The organism is Nocardia sp. NPDC052316 (assembly GCF_044547795.1).
Taxonomy (GTDB): Bacteria; Actinomycetota; Actinomycetes; order Mycobacteriales; family Mycobacteriaceae; genus Nocardia.
This window is the reverse complement of the sequence record NZ_JBIUBB010000005.1, coordinates 98,891-115,214: the sequence shown is the minus strand read 5'-3', so window position 1 is coordinate 115,214 and position 16,324 is coordinate 98,891. Positions and strand designations below refer to the sequence as shown.

The 16,324-nt window shown below is 67.0% G+C and carries 17 protein-coding genes; 14 read left to right on the top strand and 3 right to left on the bottom strand.

Features of this window, described 5'->3' with window-relative positions:
• Positions 1–109: 109 nt before the first annotated feature.
• Positions 110–1,432: an acetyl-CoA C-acetyltransferase gene (locus ACIHA7_RS24120; protein WP_397293243.1), complete on the top strand. Its 1,323-nt coding sequence runs from the start codon at positions 110–112 to the stop codon at positions 1,430–1,432.
• A 55-nt stretch (positions 1,433–1,487) separates the two neighbouring features.
• Here the strand turns inward: ACIHA7_RS24120 and ACIHA7_RS24115 are convergent, their stop codons facing one another.
• Positions 1,488–3,242: an SDR family oxidoreductase gene (locus ACIHA7_RS24115; protein WP_397293242.1), complete on the bottom strand. Its 1,755-nt coding sequence runs from the start codon at positions 3,240–3,242 to the stop codon at positions 1,488–1,490.
• Between the two features lie 435 nt (positions 3,243–3,677).
• Here ACIHA7_RS24115 and ACIHA7_RS24110 point away from each other — a divergent pair, with 435 nt between their 5' ends.
• Complete coding sequence (locus ACIHA7_RS24110; RefSeq protein WP_397293241.1) at positions 3,678–4,949, top strand: hypothetical protein; 1,272 nt, start codon at positions 3,678–3,680, stop codon at positions 4,947–4,949.
• Complete coding sequence (locus ACIHA7_RS24105) at positions 4,950–6,272, top strand: lipase family protein (protein ID WP_397293240.1); 1,323 nt, start codon at positions 4,950–4,952, stop codon at positions 6,270–6,272. It abuts the gene before it with no gap.
• Between the two features lie 147 nt (positions 6,273–6,419).
• On the opposite strand, the gene gnd is transcribed toward ACIHA7_RS24105, so the two are convergent.
• Positions 6,420–7,448, bottom strand: coding sequence for a phosphogluconate dehydrogenase (NAD(+)-dependent, decarboxylating) (gnd, locus tag ACIHA7_RS24100; protein WP_397293239.1), 1,029 nt, complete (start codon positions 7,446–7,448; stop codon positions 6,420–6,422).
• Between the two features lie 308 nt (positions 7,449–7,756).
• Between gnd and ACIHA7_RS24095 the strand changes: the two genes are divergently transcribed.
• A complete protein-coding gene (locus ACIHA7_RS24095; protein WP_397293238.1) occupies positions 7,757–9,670 on the top strand; it encodes a VanW family protein in 1,914 nt (637 codons plus the stop codon).
• Between the two features lie 268 nt (positions 9,671–9,938).
• Entirely contained in the window at positions 9,939–10,202 is a 264-nt protein-coding gene (locus tag ACIHA7_RS24090; RefSeq protein WP_397293237.1) for a hypothetical protein, read from the top strand.
• A 186-nt stretch (positions 10,203–10,388) separates the two neighbouring features.
• On the opposite strand, the gene ACIHA7_RS24085 is transcribed toward ACIHA7_RS24090, so the two are convergent.
• Positions 10,389–10,646, bottom strand: a complete 258-nt coding sequence (locus tag ACIHA7_RS24085; protein WP_397293236.1) for a helix-turn-helix domain-containing protein — start codon at positions 10,644–10,646, stop codon at positions 10,389–10,391.
• 143 nt (positions 10,647–10,789) lie between these two features.
• On the opposite strand from ACIHA7_RS24085, the gene ACIHA7_RS24080 reads away from it, so the two are divergent.
• From ACIHA7_RS24080 to ACIHA7_RS24040, 9 genes are all read left to right on the top strand, one after another.
• Entirely contained in the window at positions 10,790–11,014 is a 225-nt protein-coding gene (locus ACIHA7_RS24080) for a hypothetical protein (protein ID WP_397293235.1), read from the top strand.
• 112 nt (positions 11,015–11,126) lie between these two features.
• On the top strand, positions 11,127–11,372 hold the full coding sequence (locus ACIHA7_RS24075) for a hypothetical protein (RefSeq protein ID WP_397293234.1): 246 nt from the start codon (positions 11,127–11,129) through the stop codon (positions 11,370–11,372).
• Entirely contained in the window at positions 11,369–11,686 is a 318-nt protein-coding gene (locus ACIHA7_RS24070) for a hypothetical protein (protein ID WP_397293233.1), read from the top strand. Before ACIHA7_RS24075 ends, ACIHA7_RS24070 begins: the two co-directional genes overlap by 4 nt.
• Positions 11,687–11,776: 90 nt before the next feature.
• Positions 11,777–12,559, top strand: coding sequence for an alpha/beta fold hydrolase (locus ACIHA7_RS24065; protein WP_397293232.1), 783 nt, complete (start codon positions 11,777–11,779; stop codon positions 12,557–12,559).
• A complete protein-coding gene (locus ACIHA7_RS24060) occupies positions 12,559–13,353 on the top strand; it encodes a hypothetical protein (protein WP_397293231.1) in 795 nt (264 codons plus the stop codon). Before ACIHA7_RS24065 ends, ACIHA7_RS24060 begins: the two co-directional genes overlap by 1 nt.
• Before the next feature lie 40 nt (positions 13,354–13,393).
• Positions 13,394–14,089 (top strand): hypothetical protein, encoded by a 696-nt coding sequence (locus ACIHA7_RS24055; RefSeq protein WP_397293230.1) that lies wholly within the window; start codon positions 13,394–13,396, stop codon positions 14,087–14,089.
• A gap of 458 nt (positions 14,090–14,547) precedes the next feature.
• Entirely contained in the window at positions 14,548–14,736 is a 189-nt protein-coding gene (locus ACIHA7_RS24050) for a hypothetical protein (protein ID WP_397293229.1), read from the top strand.
• 559 nt (positions 14,737–15,295) lie between these two features.
• The gene (locus ACIHA7_RS24045) at positions 15,296–15,493 is read left to right on the top strand and encodes a hypothetical protein (protein ID WP_397293228.1); all 198 of its coding nucleotides are present in this window, start codon (positions 15,296–15,298) and stop codon (positions 15,491–15,493) included.
• A gap of 214 nt (positions 15,494–15,707) precedes the next feature.
• Positions 15,708–16,316 carry a hypothetical protein gene (locus ACIHA7_RS24040; RefSeq protein ID WP_397293227.1) on the top strand — a complete coding sequence of 203 codons (609 nt, stop codon included), beginning with the start codon at positions 15,708–15,710 and terminating at the stop codon, positions 16,314–16,316.
• The last annotated feature ends 8 nt before the right edge of the window (positions 16,317–16,324 follow it).

Genomic DNA, 16,324 nt, shown 5'->3' with positions numbered 1-16,324 from the left:
ACTCCAGAGTAAGTTTAATGTAAACCAACCGCGACGGGGCGCCGATCTGTGGAGATTTCCACGCGGACTCCGGAGCGCCGAACATCCCCAACGAGACCTGGAGACTCGAGTGACAACCAAATCCCGTTCGGCGAAGAGCACCGCCAAGACCGGTAAGACCACCCGCCCGGTCGCCATCGTTGGCGGCAACCGGATCCCGTTCGCTCGCTCCGACAAGGCGTACGCGCACGCCTCCAACCAGGACATGTTCACCGCCGCGCTGGATGGCCTGGTCAGCCGCTTCGGCCTGCAGGGCGAGCGGCTCGGCATGGTGGTCGGCGGCGCGGTACTGAAGCGGGTCGGCGAGCACGGCATGATCCGCGAGAGCGTGCTCGGCAGCAAGCTCAGCCCGTACACCCCGGCGCACGACCTGCAGCTGGCCTGCGGCACCGGTCTCCAGGCCGTGGTCACCGTCGGTGACGCGATCGCCCAGGGCCGCATCGAGGCCGGCGTCGGCGGCGGCACCGACACCACTTCGGACGCCCCGATCGGGGTCAGCGAGGGCATGCGCGAATGGATGCTCGACGCGAACCGCGCCAAGACCAACAAGGACCGGCTCAAGCTGGTCGGCCAGCTGCGCCCCGGCATGCTCGGCATCGAGATCCCGCGCAACGCCGAGCCGCGCACCGGGCTGTCGATGGGGGAGCACGCCGCCATCACCGCCAAGGAGTTCGCCGTTCCGCGCGAGGCCCAGGACGAGCTGGCCTACCTGTCGCACAAGAACATGGCGGCCGCTTACGATCGCGGTTTCTTCGACGACCTGGTCACCCCGTTCCTCGGGCTGACCCGCGACGACAACCTGCGCCCCGGCTCCACCGTCGAGAAGCTGGCCACGCTGAAGCCGGTGTTCGGCGTCAAGGCCGGTGACGCCACCATGACCGCGGGCAACTCCACCCCGCTGACCGACGGCGCCTCCACGGTGCTGCTGTCCAGTGAGGAGTGGGCCACCGAGCGCAACCTGCCGGTGCTCGCCCACCTGGTCGACAGCGAGGTTGCGGCGGTCGACTACATCCACGGCCCGGACGGCCTGCTGATGGCGCCCACCTACGCGGTGCCGCGGCTGCTCGCCCGAAACGGCCTGACCCTGCAGGACTTCGACTTCTACGAGATCCACGAGGCGTTCGCCTCGGTGGTGCTCGCCACGCTGACCGCGTGGGAGTCCGACGCCTACTGCAAGGAGCGCCTCGGCCTGGACGGCGCGCTCGGCTCGATCGATCGCAGCAAGCTCAACGTCAACGGCTCGTCGCTGGCGGCGGGTCACCCGTTCGCGGCGACCGGCGGCCGCATCGTCGCCTCGACCGCGAAGATGTTGGCGGAGAAGGGATCCGGCCGCGCGCTGATCTCCATCTGTGCCGCCGGTGGACAGGGCGTCGTCGCCATCATCGAGCGGTAGCACCGGCAAACAACTGACAAAGGTGGCACCCGGTCCTCGGGTGCCACCTTTTCGATCAGCGCACCAAACTGCCGCGGGCAGCGGCGAATCGAACCACGCCCGGTGCTACACGCCCGAAGACGTACTGCAGTCTGGCCTCCGGGGTCACCGGGACGACGTCCTTGTTTTTCCGTACCGCCCGCAGGATCTGCTCCGCGACCTTCTCCGGCCCGTAACCGCGCAACCGGTACAGCCGGTCGTAGAGCTGCTGTCTGCGCTGCTCCTCTTCGGCCGAGACGCCGGACATGCGGGTGTTGCGGACGATGTCGGTGTGCACGATGCCGGGGCAGATGGTGCTGACACCGATTCCGCTGCTCGCCAATTCGGTGCGTAGGCAGTCGGAGAACATGAAGACCGCGGCTTTGCTGGTGGAGTACGCCGAGAAAGCCTGCTGCGGCGTGTAGGCGGCCATGCTGGACAGGTTGACGATGTGCCCGCCGAGTCCGCGCTCGACCATCGGACCCGCGAAGGCCCGGCAGCCGTTGACGACGCCGTGCAGGTTGACCGCGAGCACCCGGTCGAAATCGGCCGCGGGGGTGTCGAGGAATTTTCCGGCCTGCCCGATGCCCGCGTTGTTGATCAGGATGTCGGGCACGCCGTGCTCGCCGAGTACGCCGTCGGCGTGCTTGCGCACCGCCGACTCGTCGGAAACGTCGAGCTCGTAGGCGTAGCCGGTGCCACCCGCCTGCGCGATCAGCGCCACGGTCGCCTCCGCCGCGACTCCGTTGATGTCGGACACCACGACCTCGGCGCCCTCGCGCGCGAAGGCCAGCGCCGTCGCCCGGCCGATACCGCTGCCACCGCCGGTGATCACCACCAGTTGATGCTCGAATGACTTGCGCGGCAACCCCATCCGCGCCCGGCGCAGGGTGCGGGCCTGCGGCGCACCGGACACCGCGTCGATCAACTCCACGGCGGCCGAAGCGAGCAGTTGCGGGTGCGAGAAAGGCAGCCAGTGCCCGCCTTTCACCACACGCAGCCAGACCTGGTCGGCCCACCGGTCCTCGTCCGCGTAACTCGACTGCCGCACTGCGGGATCGCGGGTGCCGACGATGATCTGGGTAGGGACCGTGGTGAATTGGTCGCGATCACGCAGTGGATTCGCGGCCCAGGTAGAGCGGTAGATGCGTAGTCCGTTGGCCATGTCCTGCTTGAAGGTCGGCGCGAGGTGGATCCGCTCCGGCGGTGCGCCTTCGGTGGCGGAAAGCATGGCGCGCCAACGCTGTTCGCTCATCCCCGCCTTGATCGCGGCTCGCGGCAGTACCGGCAGCGCGAGGAAGGTCGAGTAGGCGAAGGAACCGAGCTGAGCCAGCGGCAGCGCGATATTGCGCGGGGTCGGCCGGGCGAGGCGGCTGCGCGCCCACTTGCTCACGTGCGCGATGCTCGGCCCGGATACCGAGGTGAACGAGGCGATCAGGCGTTGCGCGTCGGGGCGGCAGACGATTTCCCAGGTGGCGACGCTGCCCCAGTCGTGCGCGAGCACGTGCACCGGCTCGTCGCCGCCGAGTGCTTCGATCACCGCGACGTAGTCCGAGGCCAGCGTCGTGGTCGAGATGGCGGCTGTGCCCGGCGGGTTGGACGATTCGCCGTGTCCACGATTGTCCACGCGCAGCACCCGGAACCGGTCGGTGAGCTCGGGCACGACGTTGTCCCACAGGCGATGGGTGTCCGGCCAGCCGTGCAGCAACAGGATCGTCGGCCCGTCCGGATTGCCTTGTTCATAGACGGCGAGATCGACCTCGCCGTTGCGGACCACATGCTTTTCGGCCATGGATTCACCCCACTATCCGGGCCGCGCGGATCGCGGTCCGTGGACGTAGCTGTCTGCCTCATTCTGTCTGAGACGGTGGGTTCCGGGTAGTCCCCGCCTGGCGTCGGGCCTCGCCGGTCGTTGCTGTGAGTTATCTCATTCGCCGCGGATCGCGTTTTTGCTCGTATTTGCTGCGGCAAACGCCGGAGTTATTAGCTACTAGCTCGCAACTTTCGCGTTACAGGTCTTCTTCGGTTGCAGATCGTTTGTCATACCGCTTCTTGCGACGGGGCTGATCTCTGTGTTTACCTGCACGTCACCTACTGTGCTACCGGTGCTTGTTAATCGAGAAGGCGTTATACCACCGCCCGATCGACAGGCAGCTACCGGCAAGACATCTCTTCGGCTTAACGAATTACTCGAATCGAGCTAGCAGAGAGGAAGGCTGAACAGCTGATGCGAATCGGTATAGCGCTGCGCGCCACCGCACTGGCGCTGGCGGCCGCGGTCGGTCTCGGACTCGCGGCAACGGCCCCGGCCACCGCGGCAGGCGAGGTGGACCGCTACTTGGATCTGCCGCTGGTGAACCGCGATGCCGCGACGAGCCCCGGCGGCGTCAACCCCGAACTGCCCTACGACGCGGCCGAGCTGCGCGGGCTACTGGACGAGGCGCGCGGCCAAGGCGTTGCGCCCACCCGGTATGCCGCCCTGCTCTACCAGTACTGGCTCGTCACCGCGACGAACAAGGCGGGCATCGACCTGCGGTCCTGGGATCCGCGCGCGGGCGTCGAGGCCAACCGCACCAACCTCATCAGGTCTTACCGCTACTACGAAGACCTGCAGCTGAACCACCGCGAGCTGCAGTGGGCGGGGATGGGCGGGCAGGTCGGCGCCGACTTCGGCGGCGGGCTGCTCGATTTCGAGCTGATGGGCAACCTCTACGGCCTGCCCGGTCTCGCCGAGTCCGCGCGCGGCGTCGTCGCGGCGGTCGACCAGGCGGCCGGACCGCAAGCGGTGGCGCAACTTCCGCGCGGGCTGATGGCGCTGGCCGAGGCGGGCTCCCAGATCACGCCCGAGGACCTGCACTACCTCATCGGAATGATCCTGGTGATGCAGAAGAACATCTTCTCGGACCTGATGCCCATGCACGAGGCCTACGTCACCGAGGGTCTGCCCGCGCTGGAGGAGTTCCAGGCGGCCGGGTTGTTCGGCGATGACATCATGGAGGCTTGGCGCGGGGTGGCCTCCGGCGATTACGACCGGATCGCCTCGGGCAACGGGACTTTGCTTCGCCGGGAACAGGAGTGGGTGATCGGGGCGCAGTGGGACGCGGCACGCGGCTACAAGGGCAGCGTCGGCGAGGCGATCACCTACGCCAGCGGTGCCGCCGGTTCACCGTCGGTCGCGGGCGTGGCCCCGCCGCGGCAGTTCCATCCGGTGCGCATCCCGTTCACCATGGCCGACGGCAGGCCCGCCCTGCTGACCCTGCCACTGCCGGAATGGAATTGGTCGGAGTTCGGCCCGCGCTGGGACTACATCAACTCGGAGCTGCTGCCCAAATACAAGTTCCAGGTCGAGAACAACTGGCCCGCATTGGAAGCCGTGATGCGTACCCCCTATGAGATTCAGATGGAGTCGCATCGCCCGCTGTTGAACATTCCACAGCTGCTCGACTCCGCGGCCAGGCAGATTCAGGTAACCCCGATCGACACGATGGCGGTGCGCTAGATGAAACGCTTCACCGTGGCCGTTGCGACGGCCGCTTCGTTGGTACTCACCGCCGGAACCGCCGCGGCGCAGACGGAGATGCCGACGCCCGGACTGGACCGCGTCTTCAACGGCTTCGTGGTCGGCCAGATCCAAGGCGCGCAGCCGGTTCCGCCGGATCAGGCGTTCCAGGCCCTGCTCGCCAACGACCCGTTCTACGAAGAGCCGCCGCTGACCGGTGCCGAGCAGCCGGGAACGCTGTTGAAGGCCAAGAAGGTCGACGTGATGTTCCTCGGCATCACCCCGCCCGACGTCGAGGCCTACAAGCTGATGTACGTGACCACCGGCATCGACGGTGTCACCCCGATGATCAGCACCGGCATCCTGATGATCCCGAATCACGGTGCGCCGGTCGGCGAGAAGAAGGTGATCTCCTACCAGGAGGCCAACGACAGCGTCGGCTGGTCCTGTCACCCCAGCACCCAGTGGACCGGCGGCGACCCGCTGGACGGCTCGTCCTGGTCGGCGCTCGGCCCGCTGGCGCTGATGTTCGACAAGGGCTACGCGGTGATGATCTCCGATGTCGGCAACGACGGAGATCGCAAGCCGCACGGCGTCTTCGCGGGCAAGTTCGCCGCGCACGCCCAGCTCGACGGTGTCCGTGCGGCTTTGGCGCATCGCGAGGCCGGGCTCGATCCGCGGGCGCAGATCGCGTTGTTCGGCATCGCGGGCGGTGGGGTCGGCGCGGGCTTCTCGGCCGAGCTGCAGCCGACCTACGCGCCGGAGCTCGACGTGAAATCGGCCGTGCTGGAAGGGATGGTCGTCAACCCGCGCAACTTCATGCGGGTCGCCGACGGCTCGGTCGGCTCCGGCTTCGCCCTGGCCACCCTGCTCGGCCTGGAGCCCGCGTACCCGGAGATGGCGGTGAACGCGAAGCTCAACCCGGCGGGCGTCGGGCTGGCCAACGCCTTTCGTACCCAGTGCCAGACGCCCGCCTACTTCGGGCTGCCGTTCCTGCCGCTGCACACCCTGTTCAACTCCGGCCTCAGCCCCGCCGATGAGCCTGCGTTCCAGCGCGCGTTCGAGGACAACATCCTCGGCCGCTCCGGCACGCCGAAGGCCAAGGTGGCCATCACCTCCTGCGTCGCCGACGACTCGCCCATGTCGCTGGTGCCCGCCAAGGACTCCCGCGAGCTGGCCGACATCTATCGGGCAGGCGGCACCGAGGTGACCTACCAGCCGACCGACTGCAGCATGGTCCGCATGCTCACCGATATCTACGGCTGGGGCACCGACCTGTTCGGCATGCAGACGATCGACTGGATCGACCGCAACTTCGACTGAAAGGACTGCCGCTCATGGCATTTCTCTACGGCCTCAATTATTTGTTCTGGTTCGGCCCGCTCGCCGTGGCCAAGCTGCTGGCACAGGCGGCAGGCTTCTGATCCGCCGAGCGCGGCTCCCGCACACCGCGGGAGCCGCGCTCGTGCGTTACGCGCCGGGTAGCTCGTTGTGCCCGCCGAACGCTTTACGCATGGCCGAGAGCATCTTGTCCGCGTAGAGCGCCTCGCCGCGCGAGGAGAACCGCTGGAACAGGGCGGCCGCGAGCACCGGCACCGGTACGCCGGTGTCGATGGCGGCGTCGATCGTCCACCGGCCCTCGCCGGAGTCGGAGACCCGGCCGCTGTAGGAATCGAGGTTCGGATCGGCGTGCAGCGCGCTCGCGGTGAGGTCCAGCAACCAGGAGGCGACCACCGAGCCGCGCCGCCACACCTCCGTCACCTCGGGTACGTCGATGTCATAGCGGTAGTACTCCGGGTGCTCGAGCGGTGTCTCCTCGGCGGAGAACTCGCCGTCGTGCTCGGCGCCGTAGTTGGCCCGGTGCAGGATGTTCAGGCCTTCCGCGTAGGCGGCCATCGCGCCGTACTCGATGCCGTTGTGCACCATCTTGACGAAGTGTCCCGCGCCGGCCGGCCCGCAGTGCAGGTAGCCCTGCTCGGCCATCGACGGCTCGCCGGTGCGCCCCGGCGTCCGCTCGGCCGCCTCGACGCCGGGTGCGATGGATTTCAGCAGCGGGTCGAGATACTTCACCGGTTCGGCCTCGCCGCCGATCATCAGGCAGAAGCCGCGCTGCAGGCCGAAGACACCGCCCGAGGTGCCGATGTCCACATAGTGGATGCCCTTGGGCTGCAACTGCTCGGCCCGCTTGATGTCCTCGTGGTAGCGGCTGTTGCCGCCGTCGATGATGATGTCGCCGGGCTCGAGCAGCTCGGCCACCTGGTCGATGACGGCGCCGGTGGCGCCCGCCGGGATCATCACCCACACCACCCGAGGCGTCTGCAGCATGCCCACGAATTCGGCGAGGTCGGTGCTGCCCTGGAAATCGTCACCCAGCTCCTGGCGCAGCACGTCGATCTGGTGCGGACGACGTTCGTAGCCGACGGCGGTGTGCCCGTCCTTGACGATGCGGCGCACGATATTGGCGCCCATTCGTCCGAGGCCGATCATTCCCAGCTGCATGCCATCCCTCTCCTCGTGTGTGCGGTGGCCGGACACTCGTTCGTCCCCGATTGTCCCGCCTCGATCCGATCCTGGTTCGTCCGGCTGTGTAACACACGGTGCGTCGCTCCGATAATCAGATCGGCTCCGCGTAGTTGCCAGACCCCCGACCCGGCAACTGCGCGGGGCCCTTTGCGTGGCCCACCGGGTTCTTTGCAAGGAATTAGCTGTAGATCAGTGCTCACCTGACGTTGTCGCTGGGGCGCACTATCGTTGGCGGAGACTCGCACCCAGTGAGTCCCAACTCAACCGAACGGGGAGGACGGTTCGTGACGAGCCAGTCGAGCACCGGACGCCGCGGCCAACAACCGGCGGGCGAGGTCGGTTTACGCCAGCTGCTCGAGTCGGCCCAGGCCAACGGGGCGCAGCAGCCCCAGGAGTGGGGCGGCGATTCCGCACCCACCGAACCGCTACAGCTCACCCCGACCAGGCGCGCCACCCATCGGACGCAGCAGGGCGAGCGCCCGGCGCCGCCGACCCGGCGCCCCATCTCCGGGCCGCCGGCGCAGCGGCTGAATCGCACCGTGCTGAAGCGGGCAGGCCTCGCGGTGGGTGCGGTGCTCGCGGTGACCGGCCTCGCCTACGCGGTCGACCTGGTGCTGTCCTCGGGCGAGGTGCCGCGCGGCACCGTCGTCGCGGGCGTCGACGTCGGCGGCCTGGACACCGAGGCGGCGGACGCGCGGTTGCGCGCCGAGCTCACACCGCGCGCCGACCGGGAACTGCCGCTGCGCATCGGTGACGTGCAGACCAGGCTGGTCCCCGCCGCCGCGGGACTGACCGTCGACTGGGACGGCACCTGGGCGCGCATCGGCAAGCAGCCGCTAGACCCGATCACCCGGCTCACCTCGTTCTTCACCACCCGCGATGTCGCGGTGGCCAGCGCCGTGGACGACGCGGCGCTGGATCGCCAGCTGACGGCGCTACGCGTGCACGACAGACCCTCGGTCGAGGGCACCATCGCCTTCGACAAGGCGAGACCGGTCGCGGTCGCCCCCGTGCCCGGCCGCGTGCTCGACACCCCGGCCGCGCGCACCGACCTGATCGACAAGTGGATCACCGGTACCGCGCTCGACCTCCCGGTGCACCCCGCACCGCTCACCGTCCGCCCGGACGCGGTCGACCAAGCCCTGCGCGAGGTGGCCGAACCCGCGGTGCGCGCGCCGGTCGTCTTCGCGGGCAAGGGCGGTTCGGCCAAGCTCGATCCCGAGCAGATCGCGTCCGTGCTGTCCTTCGCCCCCGACGGTCAAGGCGGGCTGGCCATGGCCGTCGATCAAAACGTCGCGGTCGGTTTGCTGGCGCCGCAACTCGCGCCCTCGGAGATCGAGGCGAAGGACGCGACGTTCGCACTCACCGGCGGCAAGCCGACCGTGGTGCCCGCCGTCGTCGGCGACAAAATCAACTGGCCGAAGACGTTCGAGCAGTTCGCCGCGCTGCTCGCCGCGCCGCAGGAGCGGACCGGCCAGGCGATCTACGAAAAGGTGGAGCCGAAGCTGACCACCGAGGCGGCCCAGGGGCTCGGCGTGGTCGAGACCATGGGCACGTTCACCACCAACGGTTTCAGCGGCCCGTCCGGGGTGAACATCAAGGTGGTCGCCAGGAAGGTGAACGGCGCGGTCGTGAAGCCGGGAGATACCTTCTCGCTCAACGACTTCACCGGTCCGCGCGGTACCGCCGAGGGCTACGTGGAGTCCGGCATCATCGACCACGGCAGGCCGAGCACCGCCGTCGGCGGCGGCATCAGCCAGTTCGCCACCACGCTCTACAACGCCGCGTACTTCGCCGGGATGGAGGATGCGGGCCACACCGAGCACAGCTACTACATCTCCCGCTACCCGGCCGCACGCGAGGCGACCGTCTTCGACGGCGCCATCGATCTGCGCTTCCGCAACAACACCCCGCACGGCGTCTTCATCGAGGCCGTCACCACCGATTCCGAAGTGACCGTCCGGCTCTGGGGTACCAAGACCCTGAACGTCGAATCGGTGACCGGCGAGAAGACCAAGCCGACCGAGCCGACCACTATCAAGCTCCCGAAGGGCAAGGACTGCATCGCCTCCGAGGGCGCCCCCGGGTTCACCATCTCCGACACCCGCATCATCACCGACCGGCGCTCCGGCCGCGAGGTCTCCCGGACGACAAGGACGGTCAAATACGATCCGATCCCCGTCGTGAAATGTGAGTGACCGCAACAACTCCTGGGCAACGCCCGTCCCCGCCGACGAGCCGCACGCCGCCGCCTTCCGGCGCTGACTGCGGCTCGAGCCAACTTCCGGCTATCCCGCAGCGCGCCGCTGGTTAGCCCGCAGAGCAACGAATCATTCTGCGGCAGGGCGACTTTGGTGAGCGACCCCCCGGCGAATGGGATATAACTACGCCAGATTCCGGGACGCCAGTCCGGTTCTGTCTCGGAGTGGGGCTCAAGGTTGAGCGTAAGTGAAGGGGATAACAGTCGTGGACCAGATCGACTCAGTCAGACCGTTTGCGGCAGGGCGGGGAAACAACGCCGCAGTCACACTGGGTACGGCTATCGGGGATGAAGTCGCCCGGCGGGTTGTGCAGGGCAAGGGCACGTTGTGTGACGTCGTACTCGCGGCGTGGGTGATGGGCGTAGATCCGGTCGAGGCGGTGCTGCAGTACGCCGAGGCGGCCATCGGAGTGCTCGTCGACGACACCGTGGTTGTGGCCGACGGCGGTGCCGATCCGCGCTGCGCATAGGCGTTTTCGCCGCGCGGCAGTAGGGTGCCCGCGCGGTCTTTCACACGGCGTGCGCCGATGTCGGGGCGGTAGTGTCGCGCCGCATCAGTTCGCCGATCGTCTTTCGACTCACTGTTCCGCGCACTAGTTTTCGCAGCGCCGAGACCCGGTGGTGACGGCAGTGTGGGTGCTGTTCGATTGTGTGCGTTACTCCGCGGGGCGTTCGACGTCGCGCAGCGCGAGCGCCACGAACTCCCGCATCGGAATGCCCAGTGCGGTGCACAACGCGTGCAGCTGCTGCATGTCCGGCGACCTGTCGCCGTTCTCGAAGCGCTGAATCGTGCTGACCCCGAGGCCGGTCAGCGCCGCGAGTTGCGGACGCGTCAGCGCCCGCCGAGCCCGGGCTGCCCTGAGCTCCGCTCCCACTGCGCGATTGATGTCCGAAGGTACCTTTTCCACGCCCATATGGACCATTCTGAGGTCCGAACGGCTACCTGGCAAACGACATGCCGTAAAAACACCAAGGTTTCCCATAGTTATCAGACATTTCGCCCGAAAAGGTCATCTGAGAGTTGCAACAGGTCCGAACGGACCTTAATGTGCTCCGTATGGAACACCTAGACCAGATGGTTGCCGGGAAGGTGCGGCTCGCCATGTCCGATGCGGGACTCTGTCTCGAGGACTTGGCCGCGCGTTCCGGGCTACCGGCATCCGACCTGCGCAGCCTGCTCGCCGCGCACGGCTCGTTCACGCTGGACGAGCTCGTTCGGATCGCCGCGGTGCTGCGGCGCCGCGTTGTCGACCTGCTGCCCGACGAGGGGCGGCTGCGATGACCGTCACCGATGCCCGCCGGTCGCCCGGCGCGTCCCGCCGTCGACTTTCGGCGTGTCATACCAAACATTTTGTGACGCAAATCACTATCTGCCGGAAGGTGGACGAGCGGTGTTGAGCGATCGATCAGCTACCGCCGAGATGGCACTCGATCACGCCGTGCGAAGCGTGCCGAGGCTCGCCGGATTCGGCGCGTGGCGCCCGGGCCTCTCCGGCATTCCCTACCTCAGCGGCGACGAACCGCACGCCGTCGTCGTGGTCCTCATCCACGATCCGCGCGACCCTCGGGTGCGCAGCGCGACACTCGTCGCGACCCCGGACGCGACGGCACCGACCGACCCCGAACCGAGCCCGCGGTGAGCAAGCAGGCGCGCCGACGTCGCGCGGATCCCGCCCTCGAGATCTTCCGGCACCATATCGGTGCCCGCGTCACCTACACCGGAACAACCGCGGCGCGCGGTGCCGTCGAGCACGGCGTCATCGTCGATGTGGACCACCGGATGGTGTACGTCGACTACGGCTACCCCAATCCCGTCTGTGCCGAACTCGGCAATGCCATCGCCACCCATCCGGCGAATCTTCGACTGGAAACCGCTGTCGCACAGTCGGACACCTGCGACCACTGCGGCACCGCGGCCGAACGCCGCGACCCGATATTTCGCGCGCACCGCTGATCCGGCGCTCTCGTTTCTCATTCTTCGACCTGACCGAGTGGTTCCGTCATGCGCTCATCCGGTCGGTTCGTCCACGAAAGGACAGGACCCGTGGCCATTTTCGGCCGCCGTTTATTCGGCAAGTTGCTCGCCCCCGGCGAGGTCGTCGATGTCTTGATTGTCGGAGGCACCTGGAATCCGAATGGCGATCCGGTCACCGCCGCCTTCGCCGAAGCTCTCGACCCTCGGCGTTTCGTCGTGCGAATGGTGCCTTACCCGGCGGATTACGGGAGGCACGTCACCTTCGCTGACAGCGTGGCCGCGGGTAGGCGGGCTTTGATCGACGCGATCGAAGCGACGCCCAATCGTGTAGTGCTGGCCGGTTATTCACAGGGCGCGGGCATCGCCGGTGACCTGACCGCCGAGATCGGTGCCGGCCTGTTCCCCCGATTGGAGGTCATCGCCTGTGCCTTGATCGCGGACCCGCTGCGTCCGGCGGGCCGTTGCCTCGGCAAGGACCCCGGCGGCTTCGGCGTCGTCGGACAGCGGAATATCACCGGCCTTCCGACGTATTGGGTTGCCGCCGAGGGTGATCCGATCACGGCGCTGCCCGCGGGCAATCCGCTGCGCCTGATCGCCGACCTCAGTGCGTATTTCAGCTTGGCCGGCCCGGAAGCCATGGTGCGCTGGGGGCAGAGCATCATCGCGGTCGCCACCCGGCACCAGCTGCAACGCTGGTGGTCGCTGGAGAACTGGCGCTCCTGGGGTGGTGCCGTCGCCTATGCCCGCGGCTACCTTTTCGACGGGTGCCACACCGACGACTACATCCGGCACGGCCATGCCCGGCGGCTCGCCGAGGCGATCAACCGCGAGGTGGGCGAGGGGAACCGCTGATGCCGTGGTTCCAGGTCGACGACCAGCTCGGCTTCCATCCCAAGGCGGTCGCGGCGGGCAACGCCGCGATGGGGCTGTGGGTGCGGGCTGGTTCGTGGTCGATGCAGCAGCTCACCGAGGGTTTCGTGCCCGCCGCGATCGTGCGCGGCCTCGGGTCGGCGGCGCAGGCGAAGAAGCTGGTGGAGTCGGGCTTGTGGATGCCCGTCGATGGTGGTTACCGGTTCCACGACTGGGGCGAACGCCAGATGTCGAAGGCCGAAATCGAAGACCGCCGTCGCAAGCGGGCCGACGCGGGTCGCAAGGGCGGTCAGGTCTCCGGGCAGGCCAGACAGCTTCGCGCGCAAGCAAGTGCTGCACCATCTGCTCGAACATCCACTCCGGCAAGCGTTTCGGCAGAAGCTGAACCGGCTGTCGAACAATTGCCACAGCACATCTCAACCCCTGTCCCTGCCCATGACCCTGAAAAATCATCCAGGGCAGCGCGATCGGGTCCGCCCGCCCGGCAATGCTCGATGCACCGCAACCACCTCGCGCCGCCACCGTGCGGCGGCTGTGCCGACGCCAGGCGGGCCAGACAGCGGTGGGACGCGGCACACGGCGGCGACCTGCGCACCGATGCCGTGCAACGCCGCGAGGCCGCCCGCAACTGCGTGATGTGCGACGACGCAGGCTGGCGCCATCCACCCGCCGAGCTGCTCGCCGTGAATCCCGATCCGCCCGTGCTCCGCTGCGATCACCGCACGGTGACCTCGCTCGACCACTGGCATGCCACCGAAGAGGAAGCGACACCATGACCACCACCACCGCGCAATGGTCCGCCGAGGCGGGTTCCCGGTGACCGAGCACCCGAACCACCTGTACCTCGATCGCATCGAACTCCGCGCCCTCGCCGAACTTCTACGCGAAATCCCTGACCTCGCAGCAGATCTCAGCGTCTCGCTGACCAGGCAGTCCCGGCTGAGCACCCGCGGTGACTATCGGATGAACCGCAGGCCGAGCGAACAACCACTGCCCTATAACCCCGCCGCCTCCCGGGCCGCCGACGAATTGCACGCGGTACTCGTCTCATGGGTGCGGCTCGTGTGCGAGCAGCGCGGCCTCGATTACGCCGGATCGCCGAGCACGCCCGGCCTCGCCCGCTGGCTCGACCGAAACCTCATCGCGCTGGCCATGACGGAGGGCGCCGAGGGCGCGCCCGAGGAGATTCGCACGGTGGTGCAGGCCGCACTGTGGATCGTGTGCCCACCGGCCGCACCACTCGTGCTCGACGAGCAGAAACTCGAGCAGGCGCGGCGTCACCGGCTCAACGCGTCCGGGATCGCCACGCTGGCAAAGGAACTCGGCGTCGAGTATCAGGGGCTGACCGTGCGCCGTATCCAAACACTGCGGAACGCAGGGAAAATCGCACCGCTATCCGGCCCGTGGGCGCCGGGCTGGCCGGAGTTGTACACGGTGGGTGAGGTATTGGACGAACACCTGGCGCATCCGATGCGACGCCGCACGCCGAGTGCGGTGAATGACTCGAATTGAGCTGTTTCAAAACGTAATTCGGTGGTCGCTCGGCAAAAGCGCTCGGAAAGTTACAGTCGTTCCTTATGAAATGAATCACAGTATAACTCTCGAATTGCTGGGTATTGGTGACCGAGTGCGCTATTCGCAACGTTCACGCTCTGCGGTAGCTGTGTCAGTGTCTTGCGTCGGCTACCGCCCCAGTCGAGTGTCGACGCGTGGTGTGCCGAGATGCCGGTATGTGAACGAAGTTCGCGGAGCGCCTGAGGAACCGTAGAAGTCGCGGTCCGGCACCAGATTTGCAGGCATTGTTCCGAAGCACTCGCCGTGCATGACCCGTTATCGATCGGCAATTGATCTCCGGCGCCGCGCGTGTCCGGCGGCTCGCTGGTCGGGTAAACCCTGTGCTAGAAAACTCTCGACCGATAACCAGCAGGTTGTCGATTCGAAGGACAATTTTTCAAGGGGAAGATTCTCAGATGAGCAAGATTCGCGTGTTCGGCGTTGTGTTCGCGGCTACCGCAGGCATCATCCTCGCCGGTTCCGGCCTGGCCTCGGCGCAGACCAACGGCGGCGGTGGCACGGCGCCGGAAACCGGTTCGGCCGCCGCCATCACCGAGCTGGCCAAGCTGCTGGCCACCGGCTCGGCGGGCAAAGACGGCAAGTGAGCTGAAATCTCTATGCGCCCTGACTCCTAACGGAACGCACCCCGTTCGTTGGGCAGGCACGATTGCCCCAGCCTCATCAGAGGCTGGGGCAATCGTCGTTTCGAGCGCAATCGATGCCCCGCGGTGGACGCCCGAAAGTAGCCATCTACCTGCAATTTTCAGCAAGTTTCGTATGCAGGGGTTGACATCTTCCGCGCTTTAGGTGAAGCTTTGTGCAGCGCTAGAGCTGCGCCCTCATCCCGAACTTCTCCGGGAAACTCTCGCACTACCAATTACTTTCACCGTCCGCTCTTGTGGCCGGTGTAGCTGATACATGTGGCATGCCCCCGAAACCTCTTCGAGATCGACGACAAAGCGGGCAAGAGCCTGCCACATACCCGCCCCGGTTTCCGCTCCTGTCTCCCGCTGACCCCTTTCTCGCGGTTGCAGACGTGCAGATGCGACCGGGGCGTCTCGCCCCACCCCCGGTACACCCCCTGATCGGGGGTGGGGCTCAAACCTGCGACGTGGCACGGTAAACCCGCCGGTGCCCGTACCTTTCCGACAACCGAGGTCTGACATGGACAACACCGTCCTGAAGCTGCTCGACATGGCCGACCACGCCACCCCGGCAGCCCCGCTCACCATCGCCCAGGCCCACGAGTCGATGCGCGTCCATTGCGCCTGCTCCGTCGACCACTGCCGCCGAAAAGCATTGGCGTTCAACACCTTGGTCGAGGCAGGTCGTATCGTGCCGGACTCGTCCCGGCGTTATTGACCTCTCGAGAGGAGGTGAATCCATGCTCACCGTCATCCTCGACCTGATCACCCTGGCCTGCCACCTGGCGCCCCTGATCCGCCCGCTCCTGGGTCTGTAAACCCGAGCGCGGCGAGGTCCGCTTCACCGTCTATGCCCAAGCCCAATCCCTGGTCGGGACTGGGCTTTTTTCATGCCCAGCATCAACCGAGTTCAGATCAGGGGACGTAACACATTGTCTGACAGGGAAATAGTCGAATCCATCCAGTTCGCCAACCATCAGCCGCCACCGGAGTACGTGCGGACCGACGCCGGGCAGCTGGTGACACCGGAGTTCCTGGCGTTCATCCAGCAGGCCCTCAGCGGGAAACTCGCCGAGTCCGCGGACACCGCGGAGCTGGACCCACAGGTGAAAGCACTGGCCGAAGAACTGTCGGTGATCCACCTGCCCGAATGGCGGAGCAAGCAGTCGCCCAAGACGGCGGAGCCGACGGTGACCGGCATCAAGCAGGCGACACGCGTCGCCGAATATCTCGTAAAGCGCGGTGTGCGCGTGCATCCCGAACTGGAGGAGATCCGCTGGACCGCCACCCCCGGTGGCGCGCCCGGTGCGTTCGATACGGGCCTGCACGTCACCAAGGACGAGAACGGCGAATGGCCGGTGCCGGACCCCGAGTCGTTCTACGACCTCGACGACATCCAGGTCAACCAAACCGACGACGGCCGCTGGTACGCCGTCCATCCCCGCGGCCTGTCCTTCGACGCCGCGACCAAGACCGAAGCCTATGCGGGAGTCGTCGATCAATTGCGCCAGCGGATCGAGCAAGCCCGGCAAGAGCCATAGCCACGAAA